This window comes from Roseovarius sp. MBR-79, assembly GCF_053628555.1.
On the sequence record NZ_JBRJGP010000005.1, the window covers coordinates 79,822 to 94,838 of the forward strand.

General features: G+C 66.5%; 15 protein-coding genes. 8 read left to right on the forward strand and 7 right to left on the reverse strand.

The window, feature by feature from the left end; genetic code table 11:
* Positions 1-275 precede the first annotated feature (275 nt).
* On the forward strand, positions 276-686 hold the full coding sequence (locus tag ACSSV8_RS06615) for a group III truncated hemoglobin (RefSeq protein ID WP_454281917.1): 411 nt from the start codon (positions 276-278) through the stop codon (positions 684-686).
* A 1-nt stretch (position 687) separates the two neighbouring features.
* Here ACSSV8_RS06615 and ACSSV8_RS06620 read toward each other — a convergent pair whose 3' ends face one another.
* Positions 688-2,046 (reverse strand): GntP family permease, encoded by a 1,359-nt coding sequence (locus ACSSV8_RS06620; RefSeq protein ID WP_354538431.1) that lies wholly within the window; start codon positions 2,044-2,046, stop codon positions 688-690.
* A gap of 56 nt (positions 2,047-2,102) precedes the next feature.
* Entirely contained in the window at positions 2,103-3,680 is a 1,578-nt protein-coding gene (locus ACSSV8_RS06625; RefSeq protein WP_454281918.1) for a divergent polysaccharide deacetylase family protein, read from the reverse strand.
* Positions 3,681-3,816: 136 nt separating this feature from the next.
* On the opposite strand from ACSSV8_RS06625, the gene ACSSV8_RS06630 reads away from it, so the two are divergent.
* From ACSSV8_RS06630 to ACSSV8_RS06655, 6 genes are all read left to right on the forward strand, one after another.
* Complete coding sequence (locus ACSSV8_RS06630) at positions 3,817-4,398, forward strand: anthranilate synthase component II (protein ID WP_354538432.1); 582 nt, start codon at positions 3,817-3,819, stop codon at positions 4,396-4,398.
* Complete coding sequence (gene trpD, locus ACSSV8_RS06635; RefSeq protein WP_354538433.1) at positions 4,395-5,414, forward strand: anthranilate phosphoribosyltransferase; 1,020 nt, start codon at positions 4,395-4,397, stop codon at positions 5,412-5,414. Before ACSSV8_RS06630 ends, trpD begins: the two co-directional genes overlap by 4 nt.
* Positions 5,411-6,226 carry an indole-3-glycerol phosphate synthase TrpC gene (trpC, locus tag ACSSV8_RS06640; RefSeq protein WP_454281919.1) on the forward strand — a complete coding sequence of 272 codons (816 nt, stop codon included), beginning with the start codon at positions 5,411-5,413 and terminating at the stop codon, positions 6,224-6,226. Before trpD ends, trpC begins: the two co-directional genes overlap by 4 nt.
* Positions 6,227-6,703 carry a cyclic pyranopterin monophosphate synthase MoaC gene (gene moaC, locus ACSSV8_RS06645; RefSeq protein WP_454281920.1) on the forward strand — a complete coding sequence of 159 codons (477 nt, stop codon included), beginning with the start codon at positions 6,227-6,229 and terminating at the stop codon, positions 6,701-6,703. It begins immediately after the preceding gene.
* On the forward strand, positions 6,700-7,869 hold the full coding sequence (locus ACSSV8_RS06650; protein WP_454281921.1) for a molybdopterin molybdotransferase MoeA: 1,170 nt from the start codon (positions 6,700-6,702) through the stop codon (positions 7,867-7,869). Before moaC ends, ACSSV8_RS06650 begins: the two co-directional genes overlap by 4 nt.
* A gap of 141 nt (positions 7,870-8,010) precedes the next feature.
* On the forward strand, positions 8,011-8,253 hold the full coding sequence (locus tag ACSSV8_RS06655) for a DUF1127 domain-containing protein (protein WP_454281922.1): 243 nt from the start codon (positions 8,011-8,013) through the stop codon (positions 8,251-8,253).
* Positions 8,254-8,297: 44 nt separating this feature from the next.
* On the opposite strand, the gene ACSSV8_RS06660 is transcribed toward ACSSV8_RS06655, so the two are convergent.
* On the reverse strand, positions 8,298-9,350 hold the full coding sequence (locus ACSSV8_RS06660) for a ketopantoate reductase family protein (RefSeq protein ID WP_454281923.1): 1,053 nt from the start codon (positions 9,348-9,350) through the stop codon (positions 8,298-8,300).
* A 144-nt stretch (positions 9,351-9,494) separates the two neighbouring features.
* Here ACSSV8_RS06660 and ACSSV8_RS06665 point away from each other — a divergent pair, with 144 nt between their 5' ends.
* Positions 9,495-10,901: a helix-turn-helix domain-containing protein gene (locus tag ACSSV8_RS06665; RefSeq protein ID WP_354538439.1), complete on the forward strand. Its 1,407-nt coding sequence runs from the start codon at positions 9,495-9,497 to the stop codon at positions 10,899-10,901.
* A gap of 38 nt (positions 10,902-10,939) precedes the next feature.
* Here ACSSV8_RS06665 and ACSSV8_RS06670 read toward each other — a convergent pair whose 3' ends face one another.
* The 4 genes from ACSSV8_RS06670 to ACSSV8_RS06685 all read right to left on the reverse strand — a co-directional run bounded on the left by ACSSV8_RS06670 (position 10,940) and on the right by ACSSV8_RS06685 (position 15,017).
* Entirely contained in the window at positions 10,940-12,451 is a 1,512-nt protein-coding gene (locus tag ACSSV8_RS06670; protein ID WP_454281924.1) for a tripartite tricarboxylate transporter permease, read from the reverse strand.
* Positions 12,452-12,492: 41 nt separating this feature from the next.
* Positions 12,493-12,996, reverse strand: a complete 504-nt coding sequence (locus tag ACSSV8_RS06675) for a tripartite tricarboxylate transporter TctB family protein (RefSeq protein WP_354538441.1) — start codon at positions 12,994-12,996, stop codon at positions 12,493-12,495.
* A gap of 39 nt (positions 12,997-13,035) precedes the next feature.
* Complete coding sequence (locus ACSSV8_RS06680) at positions 13,036-13,992, reverse strand: Bug family tripartite tricarboxylate transporter substrate binding protein (protein ID WP_354538442.1); 957 nt, start codon at positions 13,990-13,992, stop codon at positions 13,036-13,038.
* A gap of 161 nt (positions 13,993-14,153) precedes the next feature.
* Positions 14,154-15,017: a universal stress protein gene (locus ACSSV8_RS06685; RefSeq protein WP_454281925.1), complete on the reverse strand. Its 864-nt coding sequence runs from the start codon at positions 15,015-15,017 to the stop codon at positions 14,154-14,156.

Below are 15,017 nucleotides of genomic sequence, written 5' to 3' on the forward strand. Positions count from 1 at the left end.
GGGGATTTTGCGATGAGAGGCGGCGCGATGGCTCAAACGCCTTGTCCCGGCGGCTCGATCTGGTCAGAGCGCCGGGCATGTAATTCGAATGATGATCGCGGCATCAAGCGTCATGGCCCGCCTTATAGGCGCGCACCCGGCAGCCGTCCAGAGGCCGCGGGCCCCCGCTTTCTTGAAAAGAAAGCGGTCCGAAATCTTTTGAAGATTTCGGGCGTGGCCGCCATGCGGCGGGACGCCCTCTTGCATGTGCGCGGGCGCTGTCGCATCTCAGGGCCATGAGCATCGCCCTGCCCCCGCGTTTCCCCGTCACCCGCGCAGAGATCGCTCGCGTGGTCGCGGCCTTCTACGCCGCCGTGCGGGATCATCCCGGCCTCGGGCCGGTTTTTGCCGTCCACGTCACCGACTGGCCCGCGCATGAGGCGAAGATCACCGATTTCTGGGCCAATTCGATCCTGCATGAACGCTGTTATGACGGCTCTCCGATGGCCGCCCATGTCAACGCGCGCAATGTGCAGCCGGGCATGTTCTCGACCTGGCTGGCACTCTTCGACAGCGTTCTGGCGCGTGAGCTTTCGCCCGATCAGGCCGCCGCCTGGTCGGCACTGGCGCATCGCATCGGGCGCAGCTTGCGCGCGGGCGTGGTGGATCGCAGCACGCATCCCGGCGGCGTGCCCAAGCTGCGCTGACTCACACCGCGCCCAGCACGGTGCCCAGAGCGATGATCATCCCACAGGCCAGCACCGGGCCGATCACTGCGACCATGAAGATATCGCCATAGGCCTGCCGGTGCGTCATCCCGCAAATCCCCAGCAGCGTGATCACCGCGCCGTTATGCGGCAGGGTATCCAGCCCCCCGGTCGCCACCGCCACCACCCGGTGCAGAAGCGCCGGATCGACCCCCTGCGCCGCCGCCTCGGCCAGCATCGAGAGCCCAAGCGCATCGAGCGCGATCGACATGCCGCCCGAGGCCGAGCCGGTGATCCCGGCCAGCGCGCTTGACGACAGCGCGGCCGCGACCAGCACATTGCCACCCGAGAGCCCGTCAAGGCTTGCCCGCAAGACCTCGAACCCCGGCAGGGTGGCGATCACCGCGCCAAAGCCCACCAGGCTCGCGGTATTGAAAAGCGGCAGGAGCGCGGACTCGGCGCCCTTGTTGAGCGCCTGCATCACCTTGGGCGGGCGCGTGAAGAGAAGCGCCAGCACCAGCGCCACCGTGAGCGCCGCGATCACCGACCACAGGCCCTTGACCCGCGCCAGGTCGGTCGCGCCATAAAGCGGGCGCGCCAGATAGCCGGTGTCGAGCGCGGGCAGGACGGCCGCGCCCATGGCGAGCGTCACCACCGCTACGGACAGGATCGGCAGCGCCGCGCGCCAGAGCGGCAGCCTGTCCCGAACCCCGTCATCCCCGGGCCGCGTGGGGGCCTCTTCGCCCGCCAGCCAGTGCGCGCGCAACCGCAGCCAGACCATGCCGAACCCCAGCATGACGAGCGCCGCGACGATCCCCAGAACCGGGGCCGCAAAAGGCGTGGTGCCGAAAGTGGCCATCGGGATCGCGTTCTGGATCGAAGGCGTGCCGGGCAGCGCCGTCATGGTAAAGGTGAACGCGCCCAGCGCGATGGTCGCCGGAATGAGCCGCGCGGGCACCCCCGTCTCGGCGAAGAGCGCGCGCGCCAGCGGCCAGGCGGCAAAGGCCACCACGAAAAGCGACACGCCGCCATAGGTCAGCACCGCGCAGGCCAGCACCAGCGCCAGAATGGCATTGCCCGCGCCAAGCGCGCCCGCGATGGCCGTGGCGATGCGGTCCGCCGCGCCCGACACCTCCATCACCCGGCCAAAGAGCGCACCCAGCAGGAAGAGCGGAAAGAAGGCCACCACAAAGCCCCCCGCTGCCTGCATGAAAATTTGCGTATAGCCCGCCAGCACCGGCGCGCCCGACAGCGCCGCCGCCAGCGCCGCCAGAACCGGTGCCAGCACCAGCACCGAGATCCCCGCCCAGGCCCCCGCGATCAGGAGGCCAAGCGCCACAAGGATGAGAAGAACCGCCATGCCGCACCCCGCCATTTCTGCGGCGCAGCATAGCGCGGCACGGCGCGGTTAACCAGCTATGGCGTGGCCAGAACCGCCGAGACCGGCGCGAGCGCCACGCTGGCCGCGCGGTCCTGCAAGCCCCAGAGCAACAGGGCGCTGATGGTGTCGGGGCGCACGCGGCCCAGCATGATCACGCCTTCGTCCTGCTGGCCCGCGCGCATCGCCCCCTGATCGAGGAACCGCCGAACCGCGCCCGCATTCTGCCCCTGCCCGTCGATATCGCGGAAGAGCGTCGCCGAGGGCACCCCCTCGCGCGCGATGAGTTTCTGCGCGGTGTTGAGGCCATTGGGCAGCATGACGATGCCATGCCCCGTCTCGCTCAGGATCGGGGCAAGCTGCGCGCTCGCCTCGCGGCTACCCTGAAGCCCGGTGCCCGTGCCCTCGATCACCGCCACCGCCTGCGGCAGCGCGGCAAGCCATGCCTGCATGGCGGTCTCGGCGTCGGCGGCGGTGGCGCTCTCGGGCAGGTCCGCGGCGATGAGCACCTCGAAACCCGCATCGCGATAGCGCGCAGCGGCTTCCGCCGCATCCGGGCGGCTGGCGGGGATGGCAAAGCTCAGCGGATAGGGAAACGCCTGCAACGCCTCCAGCCCCAGCGTGCCCTGCCCCTCGTCGAGCAGGACGATGGCCATGAGCGGCCTGTCCGCAGGCGGATCGAAGGCCACGGCGTTGCGGCGCAGCGCACCCTCGGGCGCTTCGGGCCCGTCGGGGCCAGTCTCGGCGGTCTCGGCCTCGGCGGTCCCGGCGGCTGTCTCGGGCGCTTCGGGGGCGTCACCGATGCGCGGCAGGCGGCCCACGGTCACGCCCTCCGCGCGATTGCCAAGCGTGTCCGATGGCGCAAGGCGCGGCGACGCGGGCACCGCCTCGGGCGCGGGCGCGCCCTCATCGGGGGCGACCGGTTCGATCACCGCTTGCCGCGTGTCAGGGGCGTCTTCGGCGGGCGGCACCTGCGCGGCGACGCTGTCTCGCCCGTCATCCGCCTCGTCGGCGGGAGCCACGGGTTCGGTGATCTCGGTCTGCACGTCGGGGGCCGTTGCCGCCTCCTGCCGGGGGGCGTCCTGCGGGGTTGGCGGCTGGGGCGCGGCTAGCCCCGCATCCAGCTCTCCCGGATCGGGCGCGGGGGGCTGTGCGGGATCGGTCGAGATGACAAGCCGCGCCTCACCCTCTGGCCGGGCGGGGGCCGCGGCCTGTGGCGCGGGCAGAACCGGGCTGTCACTGCCCACCGCGACACGGCCCTCTGCCGGCGCGCCCTCTGGCGGCGCGCCAAGCGTGCCCACTGTCCCCGTATCAGGCACGGCCACGGGCGCGGTGTCGGCCCCGGCGAGCGGGCCGAGATCGTCGCGGCCGGGGTCCTCGACACGCGGCGCGCCCCCTTGCGCCGGGCCTTCGGTCACACCCGGCAACGCCGCTTCGCGGTCTTCGCGCACCGCATCGAAGCCCGAGCCGGGCGGCACCTCGACCGCACGCGCCTCGGGTGCCGTTTCGCGCACCGCCGCCATGTCGGCCAGATCGCTGACCACCGATACCGTGCCCAGAACCAGACCCGACAAGGCCAGCCCCGTCACCATTCCTGCCAATGCCCCGCGTATCACTGCCTTGCCCCCGTGGTCTCTGCCCGTTTGCCGTCATTCCGGCCTAGCGCCCCTTGACGGTGCCGCGCAAGCCTGAACAAGTATACTCCGACCGGCCCCGAGGCCAACAGCCCCCTTGACCGAAGGACAGGCACAGATGTTGCTCTTGATCGACAATTACGACAGTTTCACCTACAATCTCGTGCATTACGTGGGCGAATTGGGGGCCGAGACCCTCGTCATCCGCAACGATGCGCTCGATGTGCAGGCGGCGATGGCGCTGCGGCCTGCCGGTATTCTCCTCTCTCCGGGGCCGTGCGACCCCGATCAGGCCGGGATTTGCCTGCCGCTGACGCTGGCCGCCGCCGAGGCGGGGATCCCGCTTCTGGGCGTGTGCCTCGGGCATCAGACCATCGGGCAGGCCTTCGGCGGGCGGGTGGTGCGCCATTCCGAGATCGTGCATGGCAAGATGGGCGTGATCCACCATACCGGCAAAAGCGTGTTCGCGGGCCTGCCCTCACCCTTCGAGGCAACGCGCTATCACTCGCTGGTGGTGGAGCGCGAGAGCCTGCCCGCGTGTCTGGAGATCACCGCCGAACTCGGCGACGGCACGATCATGGGGCTGCGCCACCGCGAGCACGAGATCCACGGCGTTCAGTTTCATCCTGAATCCATCGCCTCGCAGCACGGTCATGCGCTGTTGAAGAATTTCCTCGATCGCATGACGGTGCCCGCATGAGCGATATCCGCGCCCTCATCGGCACCGCAGCCGACCGCGCTCTGACCCGCCCCGAGGCGGAGGCCGCGTTTGAAATCCTCTTTGCCGGAGAGGCCACGCCCGCACAGACGGGGGGCTTTCTCATGGCGCTGCGGACGCGCGGCGAGACGGTGGACGAATACGCCGCCGCCGCCACCGTGATGCGCGCCAAATGCCACCGCGTGCGCGCGCCCGAAGGGGCGATGGACATCGTGGGAACGGGCGGCGACGGCAAGGGCACGCTCAACATCTCGACCGCGACGGCGCTGGTAGTGGCGGGGGCGGGCGTGGTGGTGGCCAAGCACGGCAACCGCAACCTCTCGTCCAAATCCGGTGCGGCCGATGCGCTCACGGCGCTTGGCGTCAAAGTGATGCTGGGGCCCGAGGCGGTGGAAAAGGTGCTGGCCGAGGTCGGCATCGCCTTCATGATGGCGCCCATGCACCATCCGGCGATGGCCCATGTCGGCCCGGTGCGCGCCGAGCTTGGCACGCGCACGATCTTCAACATCCTCGGGCCGCTGACCAATCCGGCGGGGGTCAAGCGGCAACTCACCGGGGCGTTCTCGCGCGATCTGATCCGGCCCATGGCCGAGACGCTGGGGCAGTTGGGGTCAGAGCGCGCCTGGCTGGTGCATGGCTCTGACGGCACCGACGAGATGACCATCACCGGGATGACATGGCTGGCCGCGCTGGAGGAAGATGGCTCCATCCGCGAGGCGGAACTGCACCCGGAGGATTTCGGCCTGCCGGTCCATCCGTTCGAGGCCATTCTTGGCGGATCGCCCGAGCAGAATGCCGTCGCCCTCTCGGGGTTGCTCGATGGTGCGCCGGGGGCCTACCGTGATGCGGTGCTTCTCAATGCCGCCGCCGCGTTGACCGTGGCGGGGCGCGCGGGCAATCTGCGCGAGGGCGTGGCCATGGCCGCCGAAAGCATCGACTCAGGTGCCGCGCGCGCGCGGCTGACCGCTTTGGCGAAACTGACATCGGAGGCCACATGAGCACCCCGACCATTCTGGAAAAGATCAAGGCCTACAAGCTGGAAGAAATCGAAGCCGCCCGCGCCGAGCGCCCGCTTGACGAGGTGGAGGCGCTGGCGCGCGAGGCCCCGGCCGTGCGCCCCTTCGCCGACGCGCTGCTGAAGGCGTCGAAAAACGGCTATGGCCTCATTGCCGAGATCAAGAAGGCAAGTCCGTCAAAGGGTCTCATCCGGGCCGATTTCGACCCCGCCGCACTGGCGCAAGCCTATGCCGAGGGCGGGGCCGCGTGCCTGTCCGTTCTGACCGATACCCCGAGCTTTCAGGGCGCGCCCGACTATCTCAGACAGGCCCGCGCCGCCTGTAACCTGCCCGTGCTGCGCAAGGATTTCATGTATGATCCCTATCAGGTCGCCGAGGCGCGCGCCTGGGGGGCCGATTGCATCCTCATCATCATGGCGAGCGTCTCGGACGCGCAGGCCGCCGAGCTTGAAGAGGCGGCGACGGCGTGGGGCATGGACGCGCTCATCGAGGTGCATGACCGCGCGGAGCTTGACCGCGCGGGCGCGCTCAAATCCATGATGATCGGCATCAACAACCGTGATCTCAACACGTTCGAGACCTCGCTCGACACCACCCGCAGCCTGTCGAAATTCGTCCCCCCCGAGCGCATGATCGTCTCCGAGAGCGGGCTGGCCACGCCCGACGATCTGGCCGAGATGGCCCGTTATGGCGCGCGGGCCTTTCTCATCGGCGAGACGCTGATGCGCGCCGAGGACGTGGCAGCGGCAACGCGCGCCCTGCTCGCCAATCCGCTGACTGCCGGGGGGTTCTGAATGGCGGGGCTCAGCCATTTCGACACGCAGGGTCATGCCCATATGGTCGATGTCTCGGACAAGCCCGTGACCGATCGCATGGCCGTGGCCGAGGGCCATGTGCGCATGGCGCGCGCCACCTATGACATCATCGCCGAGGGGCGCGCCAGAAAGGGCGACGTGCTCTCGGTCGCGCGGCTGGCCGGAATCATGGGCGCGAAGAAGACGCCCGATCTCATCCCGCTCTGCCATCCGCTGCCCGTCACCAAGGTGGCGGTGGATCTGACCCTTGACCCGGACCTGCCCGGCGTGCGGATCGAGGCGACGGTCAAGACCTCGGGCCAAACGGGGGTGGAAATGGAGGCGCTGACGGCGGTCTCGGTCGCGGCGCTCACGGTCTATGACATGGCCAAGGCAGTGGACAAGGCGATGGAGATGGGCGGCATCCGGCTGCTGCTGAAGGACGGCGGCAAGTCGGGGCGGTATGAGGCGTCATGATATCGGTTGACGAGGCTCTCGCCGCGCTCTTCGCCCTTGTCAGCCCGACGGAGGTGGAGGAGGTACCGCTCGCGCAGGCGGCGGGCCGGGTGCTGGCGCGCGACGTGGCGGCGGGGCGCGATCAGCCACCCTTTGCGGCCTCGGCGATGGATGGCTATGCGATTGCCGATGACCCTGCCCCCGGCGCGGTGCTGACCGTTATCGGCGAGGCGGCGGCGGGGCATGGCTTCGGCGGCCGCGTTGGTGCGGGCGAGGCGGTGCGGATATTCACCGGTGCGCCGGTGCCCGAAGGTGCCACCCGCGTGATCATGCAAGAGGATGTGACGCGTGCGGGCGACCGGATCACGCTTGGCGAGAATGTCGGCTCTGGCGACAATATCCGCCCCTTGGGCGGTGATTTTCGCAAAGGAGAGACGATTCCCGCGCCGCGCCGCCTGCGCCCCGCCGATCTGGCGCTGCTGGCGTCGATGAATATCGCCCGCGTGCCGGTGCATCGCCGCCCCGAGGTGGCGCTTGTCGCCACGGGCGACGAATTGGTGATGCCCGGAGAGGCCCCCGGCCCCGATCAGATCGTGGCCTCCAACGGTTTCGGCCTCAAGGCGCTCCTTGACAGCCATGGGGCCGTGGTGCGGCTCTTGCCGATTGCGCGCGACACGCGCGCCTCGCTCGAGACCGTGCTCGGGCTGGCGGCGGGCAATGACCTGATCGTGACGATTGGCGGGGCCTCGGTGGGCGATCACGATCTGGTGGCGCGGCTGGGGCCGGAACTGGGGCTGGAGCGGGATTTCTACAAGGTGGCCATGCGCCCCGGCAAGCCGCTGATGGCGGGCCGGATGGGGGCTGCGGCGATGATCGGACTGCCGGGCAATCCGGTCTCGGCCATGGTCTGCGGGCAGGTATTCATCGCGCCGATGCTCGCCGCGATGCAGGGGCTTGGGGCGGCGCGCGCGCCGCGCCTGACGGCGCGTCTCGCCAGCCCCCTGCCCGCCAATGGCCCGCGCGAGCATTACATGCGCGCGCGGCTTGGCCCCGAGGGGATCACCGCCGAGGACCGGCAGGACAGTTCGCTCCTGAGCATCCTTGCCCATGCCGACGCGCTTCTTGTGCGCCCGCCCCACGATCCGGCGCGCGAGACGGGCGAGGCGGTGGACTATCTGCCGATCTGACTCGGCACCGGTCTGCCCCGTCCGGGGAACGACACCAGCCATGTGACGGACGCAACGCCGATTTGCACCTGCCCACATGGCAGAATGCTGCGACGCAGTATACATATGATGCAAGCGCAGCGATCCAGGGAACGCCAGATCATGACATACTCATCCCATACCGGCCACAGTGCCGCGACCTCTGTCGGCGTGGCGCAAATCGCAACTGCGCCGCTCCGGGCCATCGGATTCTTTTTCCGGTCGATCATCGAGGCCAACCGCATGGCGCGCGAAGTCGAGACGATGATGCGCCTCAGCGATGAGACGCTCCTCGATATCGGCCTCACGCGCGACGAGATCATCCCCGGTGTCGCGCGCAAATACGGCCTGCGCGACACGATCTGAGCCATGCTGTCAGGGCCGCAAAGGGCCCTGACCCCTGCCCCGGATCACGCGGCGGAACGGGCGTTCGCGTGCAGTCGCGCATTGACGGTCTCCACGATGCCCGCAAATTCGACCGTATCCACCCCCTGCTGTTCCGCGATGAGCTTGACCAGCATATCAACCCGCTCGATGCGGTCAGCCCCGCCCTCGATGGCGCGGGCGGCAGAGGATGGCTTGAGCAGCCCGTTGGCGGCAGCCGCGTATTTCTCGAACGGCACCGCATCGGCCGCATCGGCTCCAAGGCGGCGCACCACCTCATCCACGGTGCTGTAAATCCGCTCTGACAGGGCCGGATCGCCATGCACGGCCTCCTTGATGGCGCGCGCGCCCTCGGGAAGCACGCAGCGGTAATTCCCGGTCAGCAACATGCTCCATTTGGCAAAGGGAACGAACAGCGAGTCGAAGACGCGCAGCTTGACCGGCACATCCTTGCCGTCCACCGTGACCGCGTCGATCGCGCTCTCCAGATCGCGCAGGATGCGGGTGTGGGCCTCATCCTCGAAGGGGGCGGCCTTGAAATTGGTGGGCAGGCCGACATGCAGCGTGTTCGGCCCCTCGTCGGGCACGCGGTAAGCCTGCGGATCGGGGCTGCACAGGGTGACGGTGCCGGGACGGAACCCGGCCCAGGCCTTGGGGCAGGTATAGGCGGCCTCGAGGCGCGATGTGTCGAGCGCCTCGATCCGGCGCAGATAGGGCAGCGGCGGCATGTTCATGATCGACAGGCACGGGGTGCCCGCAGCGGCGATCCGGCCCAAGAGATCGACGATGGTGTCGGCGCAATATTGCGGTTCCGACATGGCCAGCGCCACCATGTCGTAATCGGCCGGGTTCACGTCCTCGGGTGCCAGCGCGTTCAATGTGCCGGGCAGGTCATCCGAGCGAAACGACCGATGCTCCTCCTCGTCGCGCAGCTTGATGCGCACATCCGTGCCCTCGGCATTGATCAGGTCCGCCGTCGCCTGACGGCAGACCAGCGTCACATCCTGTCCCGCCATCAAGAGCTTGGTGCCAAGAAGCGAGCCATAGGAGGCGCCGAGGATTACGATGCGATAGGTCATGTTCGGCCTTTCCGGAGAATGCTGTGGGGTCTGAAGATTTGCAACACTATACCCGGACGGCTTGATTCCTCCACGAAATTTATGTCAATGTGTATGAGGTAAACATTACTATGGTTCTTTTTGTAATGTTGTGAGAGGCATGACGTGGCAAAGACACTGATCGGCCCGCAACTGCGCCAGTTGCGGCGTGACCGGGGACAGACACAGGCCGAAATGGCCGGGAAACTGGGCGTGAGCGCATCCTATATCAACCTCCTGGAAAACAATCAGCGCAGCCTCTCGGTGCAGCTTCTCATGCGCATCGCCGAGGTCTATGCCGTCGATTGGCGCGAACTGTCGCGCGACGAGAGCGCGCGCCGCGTGGCCGATCTGCGCAATGCGCTGCGCGACCCGGTCTTTGCCGGTGATCAGCCCGATATTCAGGAATTGCGCGGGGCGGTCGATCATGCGCCCCGGCTGGTTGATCGTTTTCTGGACCTGCACGCGGCCCATCGCACGGCCCTGGAAAAAATTCTGAGCCTGGCGGGGGAAAGCGGCTCGGACGAGCTTTTGCGCATGTCGCCCGAAACCGTGATCCACAATTTCTTTCGTGATCACGGCAATCACTTTCCCGATCTGGAACAGGCGGCGGAGGCGGCCGCGCCCGCCGATTTCGCAGCACCCGAGGACCGCTTCTTTGCCTTGCGGCAACGGCTGGAACAGCGCCACGGTGTCACCACGCACATTCGCAAGATCGGGCATCTTGGCGATGCGCTGCGCTATTACGACGAAGACGCGCGGGTCGTTTATCTGTCCCAGGCGCTCAACACCGCCAATCGCGTCTTTCAACTCGCCCATGTGCTGTGTCTGGTCGAATATCCCGATGTCCTGTCCGGAATCGTCCGGCGCAGCGGCCTCGCGTCGCTCCCTGCGCTGGCACGGCTGCGGGTGGAACTGGCCAATTACTTCGCCGCCGCGCTCCTGATGCCCTATGACGCCTTTCTGCGCGAGGCCGAAGACGCGCGCTATGACATCGACCGGATCGCGGCGGTGTTCAGCACCTCCTTCGAGCAGGTGTGTCAGCGCCTGACCACCCTGCAACGCGACGGCGCGCGCGGGGTGCCGTTCTTCTTCCTGCGCATCGACAAGGCGGGCAATGTCACCAAACGGTTCAACTCGACCTCGTTTCATCTTGCGGAATATGGCGGCTCCTGCCCGGTCTGGAACATCCATACCGCCTTCTACACGCCGGGTGTGATCATGCCGCAATTCGTGGAAATGCCCGATGGCGCGCGTTATTTCACCGTCAGCCGCACCGTGCATCGCCCGGTATTCAGCGAAGAGACGCAGGACCGCCGCCTGACGCTTGCGCTTGGCTGCGAGGCGAAATTCGCGCCGCGCCTGCGCTACGCGTCGAGCTACAATTTCGACGATCCCAAGCTCTATGCGCCCATCGGTCTGAATTGCAATCTCTGCCCGCGTCAGGCCTGCTCGCAGCGCGCGCATCAGCCGCTGCTGATGGAATTGCCGATGGACGAGAACCGGCGCGGCAGCACCCGCTATGAAAGCTGAAAGGGGGCCGGTTGGCCCCCTTTCGCGTCTTTCGCACCCTACTCCGACGCGCGGGATCGGCGGGGGCGCAGATATTTCAGCGCCGGCAACAGGATCAGGATGATCGCGGTCACCATGATCGGCATCGAGATCGGGCGGGTAAAGAAGATCGACGGATCGCCCGAGGACAGCAGCAACGACTGGCGCAGGGTCGGCTCGGCAATCGGCCCGAGCACGATGGCCAGAACCGCCGGTGCCAGCGGATAATCGAACTTCCGCAGGAAGAACGCCCCGAAGCCGAAGACCAGGATCAGCCAGATATCGAACATGTCCTGCATGGCGGCATAGCCGCCCACGATCGACAGCACGAATATCACCGGTGCCAGCACGGTGAACGGCATCCGCAGCATCCAGATGAAGAGCGGAATGGCGGATATGTTCACCAAGAGGGCAAAGACGTTCGACACATAGAAAGACCCGATCAGCCCCCAGACGAAATCCGCCTCCTCGACAAAGAGGCGCGGACCCGGTGTCAGGCCCCAGATCACCATGCCGCCCAGAAGAATGGCCGTGGTCGGAGAGCCGGGAATGCCAAGCGTCAGCATCGGCAGCATGGAGCCGGTCGAGGCCGAGTTGTTCCCCGCCTCGGGGGCGGTCACGCCACCGACATGGCCCTTGCCGAATTCATGCTTGTTCTTCGACACCATCTTGGTGATCGCATAGGACATGAGCGAGGCGGGCGTCGCGCCAGCCGCCGGAAGCACCCCTACGAAGAAACCGAGAAACGATCCGATCGCCGTGCCTTTCCAGCCTTTGCGGGCTGTCTCGCCGATATCCTCGACAATCCCCTTGACCGACATGTCCGCATTCGTCGTGGTGATCTTGCCGCGCGTGCTCTCCAGCGTCCAGAGCATCTCGCCGATGCCGTAGACGCCGATGGCCAGCACCAGAAAGCTGATCCCGCCGAGGAACCCCTTGAGGTCGAAGAGCAGAAGCCGGGGCGCGCCCGAGACCTGGTCAAAGCCGACCGTGGCCAGCACCAGACCGAAGCAGATCGAAAAGACCGTCTTGGCGATGTCGTCGCCGCCAAGCCCCACGAAGGTCGCGAAGGCCAGCAGCATGAGCGCGAAAATCTCGGGCGGGCCGAAACTGAGCGCAACCGTCGCCAGCAGGGGCGCGAACCCGGTAAAGAGCAGGTTCGATACCGTGCCGCCGATGAAGGAGCCGAAGGCGGCCGCAACCAGCGCAAGGCGCGCCTTGCCCATCATCGCCAGCGGCCGACCGTCGAAGGTGGTGGCCACCGCCGTGGATGCACCGGGAATGCCCAGCGTGATCGACGAGATCGCCCCGCCATACATCGCGCCATAGTAGATCGCCGCGAGGAATATGATCGCCGAGCCGGGCGGCACCAGAAACGTCACCGGCAAGAGGATCGCAACCCCGTTGACCGATCCCAGACCGGGCATCGCCCCGATGAAGAGACCGAGCGTCACACCGATCAGGATCAGCAAGAGGTTCAGGGGCTGGATGGCGACCAGCATACCGTCGCCCAGTAGGGATAGAATTTCCATGGCTTGGTTATCGCCCTTGTGTCAGCTGCGCCTTGGATGGCTCAGTAAATGATATCGTAGAGGACGTTGAAGACCGGGTCGGTAAAGCTCAGCCCCGTGGGCATGCTGATCTGCATGAGCCCCTCGAAGAAGAAGAACAGCCCGAGCGGGAACAGCAGCACCATCGGCAAGGTCAGCCGCCAACTGTGCTGACCAAGCAGTTTGAGATAATAGAGCAGGAAAACCGCGATGGCCCCATACATCGACACGATGTCGATGAGCGCGACAAAGCCCACGATCCCGCCCCCGACAAGCAGCAGCGTCTTGACGCCGAAGCTGTCGAGCACCGGCTCTTGCGAGCGCGATTGCGGCGACACCTGCCGCACCCAGTTGAGCGCGACAAATCCCGTGGAGATCAGCATCCCGACCGACAGCCAGAATGGCCAGAAACCGCCCTGGGGGCCGCTTCCCCGCGTATACCCGATCCCGTTCGCGGATGCCTTGTACATCAGGTAGATGGAAAGGAGGGCCAGCACGCCCGCCGTGACTATTTCGCCAACACGCATTTGTCAGCCCTCCCTCGTTTCATCATACCTTGCGGCGGATCACTTCATGCCGGACAGAAGTTCGGTGTGGTTCTCGACCTGCACCTTCCAGTAGCCACGCTGTTGGTCGGCATCCATCCAGAGCGGCGAGAGCGACTCTTTTTCGAGATAGCCCTGCCATTCCTCGGTGTTGTAGATGTCGGCGAACAGCGCCTGATAGTAGGCGGCGGCCTCATCCGACATGCCCGGCGCGCCGACAACGGCCCGCTGGTTGTAGTAGCTGAAGTCATGGCCCTTTTCCTTGAGCGTCGGGATGCCGGGATAGGCGTCCATCTGTTCGTCGGAGAAGACCAGCAGCGGCCGCACATCGCCCGACTGGAAGAAACCGCGCGCCTCTGCCGGGTTGTTCACCGTTGCCATGATCTGCTGACCGGCAAGCGCCGCCGCGACCGCGCCGCCGCCGTCGAAGGGGATATACTTGAGCTTGAGACCGTAGGCATTGCTCAGATAGGCAAAGACGATGCTGTCTTCCTGCCCGGTGCCGGTCCCGCCGACGACATACTCGCCATCCGCCGCCTTGACCGTCTCGAGCCACTGCTCGAACGTTTCGATGCCGCTATCCTTGTGAACCCAGAGCGCGAACGGATCGACACCCATCATCGCAACCGGGGTAAAGGTCTGGATGTCGATGCCGAGGTCAGGCTGCCGGATCGGCGTGGCGAAGAACGAGTTGAGCGTCACGAGAAGGGTGTGATCGGGGTCGCTCGCGCTGTTGAGCCAGATCAGGGATTCGGCACCGGAGCCGCCGCCCTTGTTGTTGGGGATCAGCGGACGGCTGGTCATGTCCTTCTTCTCGACCACCGACTGAATGAAGCGGGCGATCTGGTCCGCGCCGCCGCCCGGTCCCGCCATGATGACGAAATCGACCGGCTTGCGCGGCTGCCATTCCGCCATGGCCGCCGGCGCGGAAAGCCCCAAGGCGGCGATACCGATTGCCAAAGTTTTCAGCATATTCATTGTCTTCCTCCCGTTGATGACCGATAGCCGGTCAGGTTTGGTATGGATCCGGCGCGCTTTGGCCCTCCTCGGCCGTCCGGCGCGCAACGAAGCCTGTGGTGAGTCTTCCTTTGATCCTTCTGTGCCTGTGTTCGGAAAACTCCGTCGTCCTGCTCTTCCCCTCAATGCACCATGACCACGGGAATCGCGGCCTCGGCCACGATGGTAGCGGAATTTCCGCCAAGAAGGGTCTCCCGCTCGTAACTGTCGTGATAGGCCCCCGTGATCAGCATGTTCGCACCCGTCTCCGAGCATTTCTGCAACAACATGCGCCCGACATTGCCGCTGCGCTCGAAGGCATGGATCTGAGCGGTAATGCCGCGCTGTGCGAGATATATCTGGAACTCCTCGGGCGTGGCCGTGTGCTCGATCGTCCCGGCCGTCAGGATCGTCACCCGGTCGGCGCGCTCGATCAGCGGCATGGCCAGCGCCACCGCGCGCGACGCCTCGAGCGACCCGTTCCAGCCGATCGCCACATGGCGGCCGATATCGGCGGATACCTCTTCGGTCTCGGCGCAGACCAGAACCGGCCGCCCGGAGGTGAAGAGCGCCGATTTCAACGTGTTGTAGCCCAGGTTCTCCTCCTTGCTGGGCTTGGCCACGCAGATGAGATCCGCCAGACGGCCGTAATGGCGCACCACCTCGGCCTGCTTGCCCTCATATTCGCGGAACGCCGCTGTGGGCTTGCCGGGGGCACGCGGCTCCACGCTGATGCCGTGGCGCTCGGCCTCCTTGAGAAACGCGGTGCGGCGATGGCCTTCTTCGTAATCCGCGCGCTTGCGGCTGGCCTCTGCCAGTTGCTTGCGCAGGAAGGTGGGGATCACCACACCATACGGCATCATGTCCTCTGGCCTCGGGTGGGAATGGACCACCCGGACATGGGCGTTGAACCGCTTGGCCAGCGCGGCGGCATGGGCAAAGATGACCGCCCCCCGCCCGTCATCGCGCATCGGCATCAGAATGGTATGAAGCGATGACCGGTCCAT